This window comes from Paenibacillus sp. Y660 (genome assembly GCF_057221575.1).
Genome location: NZ_JBXBBJ010000004.1, coordinates 76,074 through 90,714, shown reverse-complemented (window position 1 = coordinate 90,714; position 14,641 = coordinate 76,074). Strand labels below are relative to the sequence as shown.

The window sequence follows — 14,641 nt, the reverse complement described above, 5'->3', positions numbered from 1 at the left end:
TTCCGTATTCAATATGTTGTATCACAGCATGTCTTCAAATGCTTTGATACACCATTCTGATTCATCTTCCGATTGCTCGGTAAAATCAATTAAAACATCTAAAAAGCTGTCGTTATCACCTTGACCTATTGAATCCAACCAATTACGTATTATTTCATCTGCGTCATATACGATTTTGTTATGTTTACCTTTAATCCGTATAGCTTCACGGATGTGATCAGGAACTTTTGTTTCTGGCACCATGTACACCGCCTTATGAAAAATCGTATTCATTATGATTCATCATCGAACAATTCAACTTCTACATCACGACCGAAAGTTAATCTCATCTTGTGCATAATCTCCGATTCACGGCAGGACAATTTGAGCACAACTCTATCGTCGCCTTCCAACTCAAATTCATGCGTATAAGGCAAGCTGCTAATCATAACCCATTTCATACGAACACCTCTATTCACTCAATTACTAAAGCTAGAGCTTTATCCAGAGGCATGCGCTTCAGATAACATTGATAGCCGATTTCCCAGCAATACACCGTTGCTTCACTCAAAAATTCCTTCTTTTGAATTTCTTCCATTGTTAAACCGTTCTCTCTTGCTTTAATATAACTTTCTAAGTTACCCATTCTAGTCAACCCTTTCTAATGGTCAAATTTATTCACTAAAGATCATTAGTCATCTTTTCAAGCAATAAGACAATTTCAGATAAACGATCATTGTACATTTTCTGCTCCCGAATAGACTCCTTTAAATTTTCAACATCTCCCCGATCTTTAGCATTTTCGGCTTGGTTTTCGAGTTTTGGAAACACTTGATTTCTAATGTTGTCCACTTCCGCTGTCAGACGATCAAACAATCCATTCATTCTCAAAACTCCCCCAATACCTCACCGATCCGATTCCCAATATACGACTCCGGCGCTTCACCATGCCGCTCATAGTTGCTTATGGATCTTCCTGTACAGCCTACTAGTTCAGCTAGTTGATTCTGCGAGAGTCCGCGAGCTTTGCGTCTTAGTCGTAACCTTTCGCCGTATTTAGCCATTGGTTATGCCTCCTATTCGGTTATCTTTTCGCAATGTTCCAAGGCATACGGGCTATCAACATCACACACTGCCTTTTTACCTTTCATGAGTGTTGGATCGCCTTCCCATCTTCCAACCGTTAAAATATCTCCTACTGTTGCTTTTGTTTCCCATCCGTCTGGAATATCTTTTATAACCTTATATTTCATTCATACCATCCCCCTTCCACACGCCTCTCTCAGCGCTTCTGATTTTCTACCAAGTATTTATTCATCAAGTCTATTAAAATCGCTCTACGACTCTCTCAGGTGGCTTATACAACGTGTGTGACTGTCCCATCTCTCTATCAATCTCTCGGATGCGCTTTTCGATCCTTTCAGAGCCTGTTGAACGCACCCCGAGCCAGTCCAGTTTGCTTTGTAAGGTGTCCCTTTCGGTTATGAGGTCGTTTTTGCTCATGCAATCAACTCCTTTTCATGCTCATTCCTCAAGTCGCCTACTTCGCCTGGAATAAAACCATCATCCCAACCTTCTTTGTTATCCATGTACTCGATGCATGGGTCGCACATGTGGTAGTTGTACCAATCGCCTTGATATTTACCTTTGCAGTGATTCGTTTCAGTTCCTTTTGGGATCACTTCAAAGCAACCCTCGCACTTATGTTCTTTTCTCGTTTTAACTCTGTCCCGATTATGAAGGTCGTAACTCATGTGCTCCACTCCTTTAATTTCTTTGTGTGCGAATTCCTGTTACAGAAAGCATTCTTAAACTGTGATCATCTCGCAGCCTGTTTATTGTGTTGCATACAGCAATTCTTCTTTTCAAACCTGGATAGTCGTATACTTTAACCATTTTCCCTTGAAAAGCTGGATCTTCTAATGTCACTATCACTCTCATGCACTAACCTCCGTTATCGTGAGATCGGGATATAGGCTCTCGAATAGTTGCTTCTTCAGCCGGTATCCGTCCGTTTTAAATCCCTTCACATCCACTATCTCAATCGATCCGTCCAAATGTTCAATTCGGAAGTCGGCAATATACTTGATGCCGCTGTACTTCTTTTTGCCCTTTTGGAACGGCGGCAGCAGCACAAACACTGGCTGGCACTCGAACTCTTTGATCTTCTTGCCTTTCTTGAGCAGCTTCAGACGGTTGTAATAAAGGGCTTCAGCTTGAGAGTCAAATTTGATGTTGTCGATGATCGTCTTCCTTGCTCCGTATTTGCTCATGTTGGTTCTTCCTCCTTGGGTAAAAGGTGAGGGTGTTCGTATATGTTGCCAATGACTTCGCAGTCGCTTGGGCTTACTAAGTCCTCCCCTTCATATCCGAAGGATTCATTCTGTAGCCAGTAGCATGGGATTCTATCCAGTACAACCGTGTCGATACATTTGGCATACTGATAACTGATATAGCCATCTTCGTTAATCGTGTGCGATATGACTTTTTCGTTTATCAGCCACTGTTCGAAGTAATCAATATCGTTTACATTGTCGATTCCGATATCGACGATTTGCACAACATCCCCCTCGTATATCTCCACTCCGTTGCGGTCTTTCAAGCCAGTGTATTGCATGATCTCCATGTGACGATTGTACAAAGTCATATGGTCATAATGTCCGTCTGTCGCGTCCGGTAATTTTGTTTCCAGTATCCAGTACAACAATCCATGACTTGTTATCGTGCATGGCTCTACAATTCTACCGATCCACCAACTTGGATGATGATCCTCTAAAAATATATCTCCGTCACGCAACATAACATTTCTTTCTCGATGCCAAGCTCTAAACTTAGTCTTCCTATGCACAATCATCACCGCCTCCATTAACAAAATATCTCCTCATCGACTTCTTGCTACTTGCTTTCTCTACTGCTGGTGTTGCCGGCTTCCTACTCTTTGTGAGGGGTAGTGCGTTTAGTTTGTGGTGTTTTATATCTCTCATGGGGTACAACTCCTTATCATGTCGTCTATTTGTTTTATGGCTGCTAGGATGGGGAAAATTTGATACGGGTTTACGGCGTTTCCGAGTGCTTTAATTCTGTCCACCCCGTTGGGAATCCCATGAAGAGTTCTGCATAATCGGGATTCAAATGTGTCATATCTTCTTTCTGCTTCCGAAAACGGCTCGCTAATTTGTCCGATCTGTATGTTGAACTCCCGAAAAATCTGTTCCGTGGCACTCCTTTCCACTCTGAAGCCGTTAAGGTGGGCCACAACGAATACTCTGTTTCGTCTGTGTTTGGCTCCAACGGCGCAAGCTGGTATAACAAACGTCCGCCAGGTGTATCCGTTGTTTTCCAAGTCAGCAAGCGTTCCATCGAGGCCCAGTGTGATGTTTCCAGTAACATTCTCACGCACAATCCAGTTGGGTCTAACGGTCTCCAAGAGGCGGTTAACCTCCGGCCAGAGAAAACGGTCATCTTCTTCGCCTTTTCTGTCCCCGGCAGTACTGTAAGGTTGGCAAGGGTCTCCGCTGAAAATAATGTCAATTGCTCCAACGCCATCTGCATCTAACCTCTCTTTCGTTAACGTGCATACATCGTCATATATGGGAATGTCCGGCCAATGCTTTTTAAGTACCTTTTGCGGAAATGGTTCTCTCTCGCAGAATGCCACCGTTTTTATGTCGGCCCACTCAGCTGCTAAATCAATACCGCCGATGCCGCTAAATAAACTCAATGCATTCACTCAAAATGCCTCCTAAACAACGAATTCAAATAAATCCATCTGTCTATCGTCAACTGTTTGCGGCTTCGTCTTAGTTTTTACATCCTTCAGCTTTGGTTGTATCTTGATCGGTTCAGCAACTGGCTTGTGTTCTTCCGCATAAATAATCTCCTCCTGCGCGGCTACCCAATCAAAGTACTCGTCAATCGCATCTTGACCGATCCATGACCATGAGTGTTCAAAATAGTTGTCCCACCCATTTCCATCCTTTCGGTAATAATCAACCTTTTGAGCGCCCCAACTGTTGTAACCGGTTGGTGTTATGTAACACTCGTCCATCCAACAGAATTCATAACGCTCGCCGATCCTGACAATTGCAACGTATACGGTCCATGCGGTCTTGTAATAACCAAGGCATTCACCTTCGTACTGCTTTGATATTTTTGCTGCTACCTTTTCGTCAATCGTACGGAATGTGTCCTTCTGCAATGGCCTGTATTTTGGGTTTGTACGCGGCAAGGTTAATCCCTCCGATTTCTATCGTCTTTGTGCCGATGTATTTAGTGTTCGAACAACCGCATTGACAGGTTGGCTCTTCGTATTCTCCGGCAGCTACTGCAAAATGTTGGCCGCAATCTTCACATTGGCAAAAATCGAATGTCATTCAGTATCTCTCCTTTGTCCCAATCTTCTGACTATTGAAATCCTATACAACCCTATAAGACCCTGTACGGCCCCCGCGTTGCTGGGATTATTCTGTCGATATGATGGCCTTCGGCCCTTTAATCCTCGTCGTATTCCTCGAACCACGCTGACACCGTCAAGCAAATTGGGCATTTCACTTTTACCCAAGGCCCTTCTTGGTTCCATCTGTAGTGGTGTCCTTTTCCACATCCAGTGCAATAAACATGTCCTTGTGTGTGGGGTGGATTTAATGCTCCATCGATCACATGAACTTTATATGGCTTTTCTTGAATCGGCGTATAGATGATTTCGTTTGATGTGATATCAGGCTTCATTCTCATCGCTCCCTTTTTTGTGTCCTTCACGCCCTGGATGATCCTCCATACCGAAAGCCTCCATCCCTCTGCGTATAAATTCGGCATTAAGCAGTTTCTTTTTTCTCGCAATTACCATTTAACATGCACACATCAACTGATAGCTTTACTATGGCAGGCAAGTTGTCAGAAGTAGCTTCAAAACCTTCCATATCAACACCTAATGCCACTAACGCTTTATATCCGCGACCTCCAGTAGGTTCGTTTTTAATTACTCGTTCCAGTTCAATTTTCAATCTTTCTAAATCAACTAGCTTTTTATAAAGCGGTGCTACTTGTTTTTGGAGCATTATTACAGTTTCATTTAGCTCCTTGTTTCCAAGGTCAAATGATCCTTTTTGGGGATTTCGAATGTTCTCATTAGCAATTTTTATGATTTCATCGCGCACTCTTTGTCCTAGTACTGTTGCGTATCGGTTGCAATCTTGAACAATTTCGGTGTATTTCCAACCTGTAAGGATTGTTTTGTACTTTGAAATCGCATTTGTCATTTCATCCGCTAGCACTTGTCCTGCTTTCTCTACTTTTTCACAGCTGACATAATTATCAATGGCTTGACCTAGTGCGCTGTTTATCATTGTCTCAATCTCTACATTGACTTCCTTTTTGTTTTTTCCTACTTTTGCATTTATAAAATCGTTTAATCCTGTTTTAGTTACGTTTTTCATGTTCATATCAATCGCTCCTCTAATTTTGGTTTTAAGCTTCCAATGCTTCTCCGTCTAATTTCCTCGCCAGTTTGAGAAGCTCTTCCATTTCATCAGGTGAAACGGATTGTGTAAATGGCTTGTCTGCAACTATAGGTATGCTCGGCTTGTAGGATCGTCCTCGTTGAAGATTGGTGACGTTACCTTGTTGCTTCTGATCACTTTTCTTTTCAACTGTCCAAGGCTCATCTACGCCTTCTGACTTAAAGCCTTTTAATATCCCTTCAACGTAAGGAATACTTCTTATACCCGCAACTGACGCTTTTTTCATTGCTTCGATTACCCAACGTTCACTATAGAAATCGATCATATCTCCTAGTTTTTCTCTTATCGTTGCACTTATGGTTCCGAATCCTTCCGATTCAAAAAGCCGAAACGGGTTAGTAGTAGGAGTAGTAGATTCTTTTATAAGGTCTAGGTCTAGGTTAAGGTCAAGGTCACGTATGGACTCCGTACGCCGTCCCTCGGAATCCACTAGACTTCCACCGGATGTCCGCTGGACATCTTCTGGACTTCCGCTGGACACTTTACCTTTTTCTCTTGCTTTCTTTTTTCTATCAGCATCTTTTTTGCGTATTTCAATTAACTTTCCGGCATAGTCATACCAATCATGAATAAAGTAACGATCATGCTGCTTGTCAATAAATCCAGAATGGATAAGAGCTTCATAAAAATCGTTTGCATCGCCTTTCCACTCACATGCGTCCGCAATGTCGAACTGATCATATTGCGTTATCTCTCCGTCTTGAGCAAAGTCGAGCGCCCACCACCAAAGATAATGAAGATGACCAACTATTACAGGGCCGGGAATATTCAAACGTCGCATTAACTTTTTTGTCTTAGGGTGTGCTGATAAGCCTTGGTGACTCTCGATCCAAGCCATTCGCTACACCGCCCGAGTTTCCGCTACATCATTGCGAATCAGGTATAGAATGTACTCGGTGCGAGTCAGGAACCCGTCTCTCTTGCACTTCTGATCAATGCGTTCAAGGAAATTTTTGTCCACTCGCATTACGACACTCGCTGTATCTTTCATATCGTTCGCCTCCTTTGATTTGATTGTATCATATACTATCATACTTTTGTATATACAATTTGATATTTGTGCATAAAATTTTTTTGGTGTGATAAGATATGATACAAGGTGATGAAAATGAAACAGTTCAATAAAGTGAGAACCGCCATAACGCTCGATCCAGAGGTTCATGCGTGTATGGTTAAACTGGCTGAAGAAGATGATCGCTCCGTCAGCCAGCAGATAAATAAAGCTTTGAAAGAATGGATTCGTGATAACGTAGCTGCCGAGAAGGGCGAGTAATCGCCCTCTGCTGGAGTTTGTTCCTGATGAAGTAAAACCTTAGTCGTAGAACATCCACGTAATAAGAACAGCCAACCAACCTAAAATTATTGCAATCTCATATACCGGATGCTTGCGGCAGAAACACTTCACAATCCACCACATTCCATCAGCATTCGCTACAAAACGAAGAAAGCGAGCTTTGACATTGATGCGTATGGTGAGCCAAAGTGGTGCTTTGTAGTACTGGATATTACCGTTTTCGTTAATTTTGCTCATTGGGTGTCCTCGATTGGTGTTAGATTTCCGTTAGCGTCCATTTTGAAGCGATGTCTAGTTGGATCAAATACACCAGCTTCTTCTAGTGATTCTCTCAATTTCCGCGTTATGTCCAACTCGGCGTTGAAGAGGGTATATTGGCGTTTAGCTTCAGCTTTCCACTTTTCCGATTCGCCTACCAACTCCTCCACGCGCTTCTGCAGATCGTCGCGTTCCTTTTCAGCAGTTAAGGCGCGGTCTATGATGTACAAAACTTCCTCTCTTGTGCCTATAAAAATATGCTCCAACCACTGTGTTCTTAAGTTATTCAAGTCTCTAATTTCACTCATTCTCTATATCCTCCTAGTAACTCGATTTGTTGTAGATCTCAGCAGCTTCGTCGACGGAAACCCAATCAAACTGACCACGAACCGCGCTGACGATCTCTTGTATCTCTTCTTCACTCTTGCCCTTGCCTTGCATTCCTTTGATTACGTAGCCCAAGCAGGCGTTATTAGTCCACTGTTCCATTAGGAGCCTCCTCTATGATTTTGTGTTGATCAGGCTTTGAGAGAGTGGAGAGGACGTGCTTAGCGCCATCCAATCCCATAATTGCGTATCCTTCCAGCGCTTCCTTCATGGCGGTGTGTTCGGTGCGCAACCTGTCACATTCCGCACTCCACTTGAATACAGCAGACTTAGCTCGTTCGTAATCGCCTTGTAGGATACGAATTTCGTTATATCCGTCATCGTGCAGCTTGTGGTATTTAGCGATTTCTTTATCTGCCTTCTCCAGTTCATCAAGGAGGTAACGTATCCACTCAGGAGATTTGGCGATTAGGTGGGCGTCTTGCGATGATTGCATGATACTCCCATATCCTGTTATAGGTTCGCCTCCAACCGTCCTTACCTCCCAGCCCTCTGTTGTCATGTAAGTAACTGATTTCCACGGCCCCGGTGTAGCCTTCTCCAACGCTTCTTTTATCGCTTCAATCATCTATCTCATCTCCTAATAGGTTTATAAGATCCTTTACGGCCTCCGCTGTCGCTAGGTAGTGCGGTCGAATCGGAGGCCTTCGGCTAATTAAATTACTTCTTCTAGTTCTTCAACACTCTCGCGCTCTGTAGAGACCTGCAAACCACTCCAATCAAAACCTAGGTTTATGTCTGATTCAATCCTTTTAATGTCCTCACGGAGCGCTGTGAGCGTCTGAGCAGTTGATTGCATGACCTTCATCTTGATAAGGTGAGTAAGTGCAGATTTGATGTTCGTAAAGTAGCCATGGTTCTTGCTTCCCTCTACGCCTTTATCGCTGAATTTACCGTTATACTCTCGAATGATGAATTGCATCGAATCTGATTCAAGATACAATTTCCCTTTTGCTTCCCCTTCCTCATTTAGCACGTCCTCGATAAATACTTTCATATGTTTCATCCTCCAATAGGTTTATAGGTCAATCCCTCTTAATTTACGTTTATAGCGGACAGGGAAGGGGCGAGAAGCCCCTACGCTGTTACCTCTGATTGCCCTTGCTGACTGTAGTCTGTAACGTCGATAATTTCTGACATATCATCTGAAGAACCGTCATAATGCTTCGTTGTTTCGTCCTGGTCAACCGCCCTCTGAAACTCGACACTGATCGGCATATACTTCATAAGCGCCTTCAACACTGTCTTTTTCGCCATCTCATCAAAGTGGTCAACCCATGGTCCGTACTGTTTTGTTTTGCTGAATTTGTCTCTATGAATCTCGATATCACGTTTGCTCATCACAAGGAACGAGTAACCGCCATCCTTGAATTTAGCGCATGCGTAGTAACGGACAATGGCTCCTCGCTCACCATCTGCTGGCACATGACGCAATTTATCGTTCAGTCCATACTCGTATTCGAATTCGTCTTTCTCATGGACACCGTGAGCAATTAAACTGCTGATTTGCCCGGTCCGGCGCGCCATTTCGATAAGCCCTTTGTATCCAATTTGGAACTGGCATTCATCGACACCTTTGTTTTTATAGGGAATCAGGTAGGCATGCCCCAATACAGAAGGTTCGAGTCCAAGCTGCGCGCATTGCATAACGGCTCCAAGTAGGCTTTGTGCCGTGCAAGCCTTTAACTTAGGGTTTTGTCTGATACTTGTTGTCGCGATCCTTAGAAGCCGCTCAGGGGTCATATGCTTCGGAATTGCTTGCTTGATGGCTGGCATCATATCGTTGAAAAGGTCGTTTAATGTTTTGCCCGGAGCAGATGGAGTCAACGCCGTTTGTTCCAGTCTATTTGCCAATGCTGTTTGGTCCGTCAATTCTTTCCCCATGTTAAATTCCTCCTAATATTTTGAATACTCGCGTACCGTTTTTGTTAGATTTCCATGAGCAGAATTTGTCACCCTGCCATGTTGCAAGCTCATTTTCGCCCATGATCTGTTTAACTTGATTTTTAACGTCCTCGTGGGCTTCCTTGGCGGCTTCTAGCGCGTTTTTCGTGTCTAGGAGTCTCTTTATAAGGTCGTAGTACGCTTCGCTTATAGCAAGGCTTGTAGAGGCGCTAGATGGATACAGGAATTTCATTATGTCCGTGTCCTGCGCGCCGACTCGTGGAGGGACTTTTGCTTGAACGTGATTCTCCCAAAAGTTATTCTCGATGGTGATAAGGTTCTTAATTAGCTTCTCGTCGCGCTCGATGATGCGCCATTGAAAGTCCCAACCGCCTATCAATACGGCCACATACCATTTATCCGCGTTCGTAACGGCCATATAGTGATTAGCCTGCAGCTGGTACTCGGTCGGAATGATCTCTGTGTTTCCCTCAAACCAGTCGTTCCGGCAATATTCTGAGGTGTTTTTGATTTCAAGCCCGGCATTCTCGCCAGGTAACCAGCGGTCAATGTTAGCCAGCATAAATGGGTGTTCCGCATGCTGAAAGATCCACTTTTGTTCCTGCGTTTTGATTCCCGTTTCAGCGGTGAACCAATCGGCAATAACAGGCTCCAACACGCGTCCGGCCTTCATTTTCGGATTGTCTTCAAGAGGTGGAAGCTCGCCTATTTTGTCGAGATATACTGAGAAAGCTGATTTAAACCGGCTTAGTCCTACGATGGCAGCCACGTCACTGCCGCCGATCCCTTGCTTTCGATACTCCAGCCATTCGTCATGTATGAGGTCTTCCGTATTAACGAGTCTTAAAGCTTGCATTGAAAAACTCCCCCTTTTAAGTTAAACTGACCGTAATAACCTTTTACATTTCTCTGACGGGAGCTGTTGACGCAGCTCCTTTTTCTTTGCGATGATACCGAAACAAAACGATCATTACTCTCCGGCTGCCCTTAGGCTTACGTTGCTTAAACTTCCTTGCCCATTCGCAATATTTGCATTTGCATCTTTCTTGCATAGTGCTGACACCCTTTCCGCAATGCGTGATCATTCATTTGGTTGCTCCTCTCCAATAGCCTTTCGCGCTAATTCCCCTCTATCTGACGTAACAACTGAATGCCCTCTTCCAAACGAAGGAAGTTCCCAATTATTCTTAACTGCATAAAACTCCAGTGCCTTACCTCTCTCTTCCGCTTGCTGTTTGTACTGGTCAGACTCTTTATATGCATCTTTGAGAGCGAGGATAAGATCGAACATGTCGTCGCTTAAATGTCTATTTTCAGCTCTTGCATCGTCTGCCTTTTTCCAAAACACATCGATTTGATCATCTGTATATCTAGCATTTTCACTCATGCAATATCCCTTCTCTCCATCGATTTGTTAAACGCCCACACTATCTCTCTCTGGCCTTCCTGCGCTGCCGCGTCTTGCTCATACCCAACATTCAACAGTGACCGTATATGACCGTTTAGCTCGTTTAGAAACGCTGTGTCAGATCCAGTCAGCATCTCAACCGTGTTGCACAACGCGTGAAGGGTGAAACTGGCTGATTCGTAATTGAATACTGGATTATATTGCTCTCCAACGAATGGCGCTTTAGTCACCCAATACTCTTTATCATCAAGCGATTTGGCTATTTCAGCGTCCGTCCAGCCTTGTGAGTGTAAGTCTCGGATAAATTCAGACAGCTGCGGTTGTAGGTGTTGCCATGCTTGCATGCTTGACCTCCTTGTAGCCCATCGATTTAAGGTGATTGATGTAGCTTTCCATGCTTGTCCATCCAAGTTCCTGTAGGGTGTGCGACCATCTACGCAGAGGCTTAGTGGTCTGGCCTTTTAGAAAGCGTTTCTCGTAAGTCACGTTGTCGCCTTTGATTTGATAGAATTGATATACGTCAGCGTCCGAATCGTATTTAGAAAGAATCATTTTTAAGCTCCCTCTTGCTTGGCTTCATAATCTTCGCAAATTTGGGTCGGACGATATTGGCTACCGTTACACTCAAATCCCACTTTGTTGCAGTAAGCTGTATTCCCACTCGTTGAGCTGGTCCATTTGCAGCTAAGACATATGAACTCTTTGTCGTGGTCAGTCACGTGCGAATTCCACCCTTCCCCCAAAATGGATCGCCTTTGATAGGATTGCGTACCGGCTGTGGTCTGCTGACTGGTTGCACTCTCATTCTCATATCAGCGTCACCCCGCATATGCCTTCTAGGCAGGTTGAGCAAAGGCGCTGTTTGCCTTTGAATATGGCTACTGATTCGTGCTTGCCGCATTCGCAAGGATTAAATAGGTCGATGGGCCGGCGATAAGGGATGCGGTTGTTTTGGCGCTCTCCTGCGGCTATGATTGGGTTTTCCATGGTTAGGCCTCCTATAAAAAGTTTTTATAAGCGTAGTTTGAATCGTCTTCCTCTTCTGGCTCAAATGCTCCAAATTCAATCTGGATCAGCAATTCTTTGATAAATCGATCAACTTCGCTATTTGTATCTTCGCAAGATTCCTTTAGGTAATTTTCTAATTTCTCTCTGCTAAGCATTTTTTCGCCCCCCATCTTCTTTTTCATTTCCTCCACCACAATAGGCAGATCCTCTTCAAAGTAACGCGTCATGATATTCAATCGTTCGTGGTATGCTGCTTCTCTGTAGGCTTTTAAGGCTTGCTGAGAAGTGTATAGAGAGTGGTTCACGCGCCTTTAGCTTTCTTTCCTTGTCGCTGTAGTGCTGGGATTAAGTGGATCTCCATTTTTTCTTTGAGCAATTTCCCTTCAGCTTCATTCATAATTAATTTTCCATCTATCATTGGCATGGATTAAGCTCCCTTCTGCTCATTTACTAATCTCGCATTTTTCCTCTCTTCAATTCTGGAAATAACGGCATGTGCTCTGATCCATGCTTGCTCGGAAATTTCTTTACCATCGTGTCCAACTGGTCTCATGAGGTAGCCTCCTTAGTAAGTTTCTTATTGATGAGGGCGCTTTTCGTTTTCTTTTTTGATTTTTGCTTGCAATTTAAGGTTTTCTCTGACGATAAGTTTTGCGAATTGCTTGCGCATTCTTTCACTCGGCAACCTCTTTACTGTTGGGTCGTCTTCCAGTCTCATGGGATGCCTCCTTAATTTTTTTAGAGGGTTTAAAAAGGATGTCATGCAACGCTTGGGCTTTTATTTCAGATAGCATTACTTTCACTTTTTCTTTAGGCGGCGGTAGAATGCCGCGGTTCTTTAATCTTTCAGGAAGGTTGGGTGTCATCTTCGGAACTCCTTAAGATTTCATTTATTTGATTTTTGTTATAAAATCTTACATATGGCCGTGTGGCTTAATTTCCCATAAGGTCATCCACAAATTTTAAAGATGTCAATTGCCTATCTCTTTGCTCACTTTGCTAATTTAGCAAAATTATGATTAAAAAAAATATCATTCATTTTAAGTTTTAACCTATCGGCAATTAAAGGAAGATGCTCAGCATTGAATCTGTATTTCCCTGATTCGTACTTGTAGTAATTCGATGCATTCTTGAAACCCAAGTAAGCAGCCATGTCTTGAAGAGTAATGCGCATTTCTTTGCGTCTCTTTTTTATTAGTGCAAGGTTGATTTCCTTCACTTTCTTCACCTCCTATGATTTTTCTGAATTAGCAAAACTTATATTCTCAATATACATTGCTAAAACAGCAAAGTCAACAAATATTTTCTGAATTAGCAAAGATAATTTTCTGTTTTAGAAAATAGTGTTAAGTTTATAAGTGCCAAATAAAATAAAGTTCTGAAAGGTGAGGAAGTAACGTGGATGTCGCCGTAGGTGATCGTATTAAGCGATTGCGGGAAAAACGCGATTGGTCACAACTAGAGTTAGCCGAAAGAGTTGGGATAAACAACAGCGTTCTCTCGAGAATAGAAGCTGGAAAAAGAAAAGCGAGAGCTGACGAACTAGATAAAATTGCATCGACCTTAAATGTAACATCTGAATATTTATTAGGAAGAGATTCGTTCGTATCAAAGGTTAAATCAGGAGAAGGGATTAAAGAACAAACTGCAGCTGCCGAGGCTCATGAACTCTTTCACCTATTGAACCAAGAAGGAATCACTCTTAATGGAAAGAAATTAACAGATGATGAACGTAAGCGATTAAAAGAGATGATACATATTATGTTTCCAAATGAGAAAGACGCCGATTAACGGCGTCTTTCTTCTATTTGTATGAGTAGTTGGTCGAATGGTTCATGATTTAAATGAGATATAATTATGTAATTCTTCGCTGCTTCCAGTTGAGTGTTATCGCATATAGAGAATAAGGACCTTAATCGATCAGTTATATCAGTTTCCTGTACCTTCATGCGTGGTACCCCCAAGTTTTAATATGCAGCCGCCTTATATGTTCTTATTCTAAACCGAACACACGTTCCTGTAAAGGGGTATTTTTAATACCCTCTTTGGGCTATTGGAACAATTTTCTTGGAGAGGAACTGAAGTTCCTCATTCCAAGTTTGTTAAGTATGAGATATAATAGCAGTATTCTGTTTCACCTATCTTCTTGGTCGGAGCAATAGGTGTGTGATCGTCTTCTTATGAAGGCGATTTTTTTATTCTCTAACATTTTTCATTAGTTCAAATACTTCTTTATCGTCGGTAATGTATCTTTGGAACGTTTGTTCAATCCACTTCAGAGCTTTATCTTTTCCAAGTCTTCTTACCTCTTGTTTTATGGAACCTGCCGTCTTTCCGTAATTTTTATGAGATAGTAGTTTGTAATAACCATCCATAAATATTGTGGCTTTCGCGTTTTTCTCATCAACCACCAGAATGTAACTCAATTTAACCAAACCCCTGGCAGAAAAATGTTTAACATCATTTTCGATTTCAAAAACATCCTCACCAAGTTTGAAACCATGCTGGTGTTTAATTTCATGATCTCGTAATCGTCTCATTGTAACGTTAGGGGCGTTTAGTTGTGCTTCATAAGATATTAATCGAACATTCCGTTCGTAATCGTGATCTAGACCGGCGCTTTCTAAGCCATTTAGGATCTCCAATATACCAGCTGCCGCATCTTCAATTCCCATCAGTCCCGGGAATGCCTTAATTTTCTCACCATCAAACATCGCTACAGCATATTTTGAGTGAGGATCACTTTCAGATACGGGAAACCCGAATATATTTCCTCCAACTGATTCCCTTAACTCTTTAGCTTTTTCGATAATTAGATGCTCATTCATCACATCAGGCTCCTTAATAATAAATTTTATAGTTTAAACTGTCGTGAATTTCACG

At 42.7% G+C, this 14,641-nt stretch carries 35 protein-coding genes; 2 read left to right on the top strand and 33 right to left on the bottom strand.

Annotated elements, in window-relative coordinates; translation table 11 throughout:
- Positions 1 to 21: 21 nt before the first annotated feature.
- From AC2TDN_RS07290 to AC2TDN_RS07215, 16 genes are all read right to left on the bottom strand, one after another.
- Positions 22 to 243, bottom strand: coding sequence for an AbrB/MazE/SpoVT family DNA-binding domain-containing protein (locus AC2TDN_RS07290; protein WP_484687467.1), 222 nt, complete (start codon positions 241 to 243; stop codon positions 22 to 24).
- Between the two features lie 29 nt (positions 244 to 272).
- Positions 273 to 440, bottom strand: a complete 168-nt coding sequence (locus AC2TDN_RS07285) for a hypothetical protein (protein ID WP_484687466.1) — start codon at positions 438 to 440, stop codon at positions 273 to 275.
- Between the two features lie 14 nt (positions 441 to 454).
- Positions 455 to 625, bottom strand: coding sequence for a hypothetical protein (locus AC2TDN_RS07280; protein ID WP_484687465.1), 171 nt, complete (start codon positions 623 to 625; stop codon positions 455 to 457).
- 35 nt (positions 626 to 660) lie between these two features.
- Positions 661 to 864 carry a hypothetical protein gene (locus AC2TDN_RS07275; protein WP_484687464.1) on the bottom strand — a complete coding sequence of 68 codons (204 nt, stop codon included), beginning with the start codon at positions 862 to 864 and terminating at the stop codon, positions 661 to 663.
- Positions 865 to 866: 2 nt separating this feature from the next.
- Positions 867 to 1,043: a helix-turn-helix domain-containing protein gene (locus tag AC2TDN_RS07270; RefSeq protein ID WP_484687463.1), complete on the bottom strand. Its 177-nt coding sequence runs from the start codon at positions 1,041 to 1,043 to the stop codon at positions 867 to 869.
- Between the two features lie 12 nt (positions 1,044 to 1,055).
- Entirely contained in the window at positions 1,056 to 1,232 is a 177-nt protein-coding gene (locus AC2TDN_RS07265; protein WP_484687462.1) for a hypothetical protein, read from the bottom strand.
- A 246-nt stretch (positions 1,233 to 1,478) separates the two neighbouring features.
- Positions 1,479 to 1,733, bottom strand: coding sequence for a hypothetical protein (locus AC2TDN_RS07260; RefSeq protein WP_484687461.1), 255 nt, complete (start codon positions 1,731 to 1,733; stop codon positions 1,479 to 1,481).
- A 13-nt stretch (positions 1,734 to 1,746) separates the two neighbouring features.
- Entirely contained in the window at positions 1,747 to 1,920 is a 174-nt protein-coding gene (locus AC2TDN_RS07255) for a hypothetical protein (RefSeq protein WP_484687460.1), read from the bottom strand.
- Positions 1,917 to 2,252: a DUF1064 domain-containing protein gene (locus AC2TDN_RS07250; RefSeq protein WP_484687459.1), complete on the bottom strand. Its 336-nt coding sequence runs from the start codon at positions 2,250 to 2,252 to the stop codon at positions 1,917 to 1,919. Before AC2TDN_RS07250 ends, AC2TDN_RS07255 begins: the two co-directional genes overlap by 4 nt.
- On the bottom strand, positions 2,249 to 2,845 hold the full coding sequence (locus AC2TDN_RS07245; RefSeq protein WP_484687458.1) for a YopX family protein: 597 nt from the start codon (positions 2,843 to 2,845) through the stop codon (positions 2,249 to 2,251). The genes AC2TDN_RS07250 and AC2TDN_RS07245 overlap by 4 nt, the downstream gene beginning before the upstream one ends.
- Before the next feature lie 114 nt (positions 2,846 to 2,959).
- Entirely contained in the window at positions 2,960 to 3,709 is a 750-nt protein-coding gene (locus AC2TDN_RS07240) for a DNA cytosine methyltransferase (RefSeq protein ID WP_484687457.1), read from the bottom strand.
- A 12-nt stretch (positions 3,710 to 3,721) separates the two neighbouring features.
- Positions 3,722 to 4,207 (bottom strand): hypothetical protein, encoded by a 486-nt coding sequence (locus AC2TDN_RS07235; protein WP_484687456.1) that lies wholly within the window; start codon positions 4,205 to 4,207, stop codon positions 3,722 to 3,724.
- A 263-nt stretch (positions 4,208 to 4,470) separates the two neighbouring features.
- Entirely contained in the window at positions 4,471 to 4,737 is a 267-nt protein-coding gene (locus AC2TDN_RS07230) for a hypothetical protein (protein ID WP_484687455.1), read from the bottom strand.
- Positions 4,738 to 4,793: 56 nt separating this feature from the next.
- On the bottom strand, positions 4,794 to 5,420 hold the full coding sequence (locus AC2TDN_RS07225; protein ID WP_484687454.1) for a hypothetical protein: 627 nt from the start codon (positions 5,418 to 5,420) through the stop codon (positions 4,794 to 4,796).
- A gap of 25 nt (positions 5,421 to 5,445) precedes the next feature.
- Positions 5,446 to 6,336, bottom strand: a complete 891-nt coding sequence (locus AC2TDN_RS07220; RefSeq protein WP_484687453.1) for a DnaD domain-containing protein — start codon at positions 6,334 to 6,336, stop codon at positions 5,446 to 5,448.
- Positions 6,337 to 6,339: 3 nt separating this feature from the next.
- Positions 6,340 to 6,489 (bottom strand): ribbon-helix-helix domain-containing protein, encoded by a 150-nt coding sequence (locus AC2TDN_RS07215; RefSeq protein WP_484687452.1) that lies wholly within the window; start codon positions 6,487 to 6,489, stop codon positions 6,340 to 6,342.
- 117 nt (positions 6,490 to 6,606) lie between these two features.
- Here AC2TDN_RS07215 and AC2TDN_RS07210 point away from each other — a divergent pair, with 117 nt between their 5' ends.
- Positions 6,607 to 6,771, top strand: a complete 165-nt coding sequence (locus AC2TDN_RS07210; RefSeq protein WP_484687451.1) for a hypothetical protein — start codon at positions 6,607 to 6,609, stop codon at positions 6,769 to 6,771.
- Positions 6,772 to 6,810: 39 nt separating this feature from the next.
- Here AC2TDN_RS07210 and AC2TDN_RS07205 read toward each other — a convergent pair whose 3' ends face one another.
- The 16 genes from AC2TDN_RS07205 to AC2TDN_RS07130 all read right to left on the bottom strand — a co-directional run bounded on the left by AC2TDN_RS07205 (position 6,811) and on the right by AC2TDN_RS07130 (position 12,977).
- Positions 6,811 to 7,029: a hypothetical protein gene (locus AC2TDN_RS07205; RefSeq protein ID WP_484687450.1), complete on the bottom strand. Its 219-nt coding sequence runs from the start codon at positions 7,027 to 7,029 to the stop codon at positions 6,811 to 6,813.
- Positions 7,026 to 7,358 carry a hypothetical protein gene (locus tag AC2TDN_RS07200; protein ID WP_484687449.1) on the bottom strand — a complete coding sequence of 111 codons (333 nt, stop codon included), beginning with the start codon at positions 7,356 to 7,358 and terminating at the stop codon, positions 7,026 to 7,028. Before AC2TDN_RS07200 ends, AC2TDN_RS07205 begins: the two co-directional genes overlap by 4 nt.
- Positions 7,359 to 7,371: 13 nt before the next feature.
- Complete coding sequence (locus AC2TDN_RS07195) at positions 7,372 to 7,539, bottom strand: hypothetical protein (protein WP_484687448.1); 168 nt, start codon at positions 7,537 to 7,539, stop codon at positions 7,372 to 7,374.
- Positions 7,523 to 8,005, bottom strand: coding sequence for an ead/Ea22-like family protein (locus AC2TDN_RS07190; RefSeq protein ID WP_484687447.1), 483 nt, complete (start codon positions 8,003 to 8,005; stop codon positions 7,523 to 7,525). The genes AC2TDN_RS07195 and AC2TDN_RS07190 overlap by 17 nt, the downstream gene beginning before the upstream one ends.
- Before the next feature lie 87 nt (positions 8,006 to 8,092).
- Positions 8,093 to 8,434, bottom strand: coding sequence for a hypothetical protein (locus AC2TDN_RS07185; protein ID WP_484687446.1), 342 nt, complete (start codon positions 8,432 to 8,434; stop codon positions 8,093 to 8,095).
- Positions 8,435 to 8,514: 80 nt separating this feature from the next.
- Positions 8,515 to 9,321, bottom strand: a complete 807-nt coding sequence (recT, locus tag AC2TDN_RS07180; protein ID WP_484687445.1) for a recombination protein RecT — start codon at positions 9,319 to 9,321, stop codon at positions 8,515 to 8,517.
- Position 9,322: 1 nt separating this feature from the next.
- A complete protein-coding gene (locus AC2TDN_RS07175) occupies positions 9,323 to 10,198 on the bottom strand; it encodes a YqaJ viral recombinase family nuclease (protein WP_484687444.1) in 876 nt (291 codons plus the stop codon).
- A 225-nt stretch (positions 10,199 to 10,423) separates the two neighbouring features.
- Entirely contained in the window at positions 10,424 to 10,729 is a 306-nt protein-coding gene (locus AC2TDN_RS07170) for a hypothetical protein (RefSeq protein WP_484687443.1), read from the bottom strand.
- Entirely contained in the window at positions 10,726 to 11,094 is a 369-nt protein-coding gene (locus AC2TDN_RS07165; protein WP_484687442.1) for a hypothetical protein, read from the bottom strand. The genes AC2TDN_RS07170 and AC2TDN_RS07165 overlap by 4 nt, the downstream gene beginning before the upstream one ends.
- On the bottom strand, positions 11,057 to 11,302 hold the full coding sequence (locus AC2TDN_RS07160; protein ID WP_484687441.1) for a hypothetical protein: 246 nt from the start codon (positions 11,300 to 11,302) through the stop codon (positions 11,057 to 11,059). Before AC2TDN_RS07160 ends, AC2TDN_RS07165 begins: the two co-directional genes overlap by 38 nt.
- 255 nt (positions 11,303 to 11,557) lie before the next feature.
- Positions 11,558 to 11,737, bottom strand: coding sequence for a hypothetical protein (locus AC2TDN_RS07155; RefSeq protein WP_484687440.1), 180 nt, complete (start codon positions 11,735 to 11,737; stop codon positions 11,558 to 11,560).
- A gap of 11 nt (positions 11,738 to 11,748) precedes the next feature.
- A complete protein-coding gene (locus AC2TDN_RS07150; RefSeq protein ID WP_484687439.1) occupies positions 11,749 to 12,063 on the bottom strand; it encodes a hypothetical protein in 315 nt (104 codons plus the stop codon).
- Positions 12,060 to 12,182 carry a hypothetical protein gene (locus tag AC2TDN_RS07145; protein WP_484687438.1) on the bottom strand — a complete coding sequence of 41 codons (123 nt, stop codon included), beginning with the start codon at positions 12,180 to 12,182 and terminating at the stop codon, positions 12,060 to 12,062. The genes AC2TDN_RS07150 and AC2TDN_RS07145 overlap by 4 nt, the downstream gene beginning before the upstream one ends.
- Before the next feature lie 3 nt (positions 12,183 to 12,185).
- Entirely contained in the window at positions 12,186 to 12,311 is a 126-nt protein-coding gene (locus AC2TDN_RS07140; protein WP_484687437.1) for a hypothetical protein, read from the bottom strand.
- A gap of 24 nt (positions 12,312 to 12,335) precedes the next feature.
- Entirely contained in the window at positions 12,336 to 12,476 is a 141-nt protein-coding gene (locus AC2TDN_RS07135) for a hypothetical protein (protein ID WP_484687436.1), read from the bottom strand.
- Between the two features lie 273 nt (positions 12,477 to 12,749).
- Positions 12,750 to 12,977: a helix-turn-helix domain-containing protein gene (locus AC2TDN_RS07130; protein ID WP_484687435.1), complete on the bottom strand. Its 228-nt coding sequence runs from the start codon at positions 12,975 to 12,977 to the stop codon at positions 12,750 to 12,752.
- 179 nt (positions 12,978 to 13,156) lie between these two features.
- Here AC2TDN_RS07130 and AC2TDN_RS07125 point away from each other — a divergent pair, with 179 nt between their 5' ends.
- Positions 13,157 to 13,549, top strand: a complete 393-nt coding sequence (locus AC2TDN_RS07125) for a helix-turn-helix domain-containing protein (protein ID WP_484687434.1) — start codon at positions 13,157 to 13,159, stop codon at positions 13,547 to 13,549.
- A gap of 404 nt (positions 13,550 to 13,953) precedes the next feature.
- Here AC2TDN_RS07125 and AC2TDN_RS07120 read toward each other — a convergent pair whose 3' ends face one another.
- Positions 13,954 to 14,586, bottom strand: a complete 633-nt coding sequence (locus tag AC2TDN_RS07120; RefSeq protein WP_484687433.1) for a hypothetical protein — start codon at positions 14,584 to 14,586, stop codon at positions 13,954 to 13,956.
- Positions 14,587 to 14,641 lie beyond the last annotated feature (55 nt).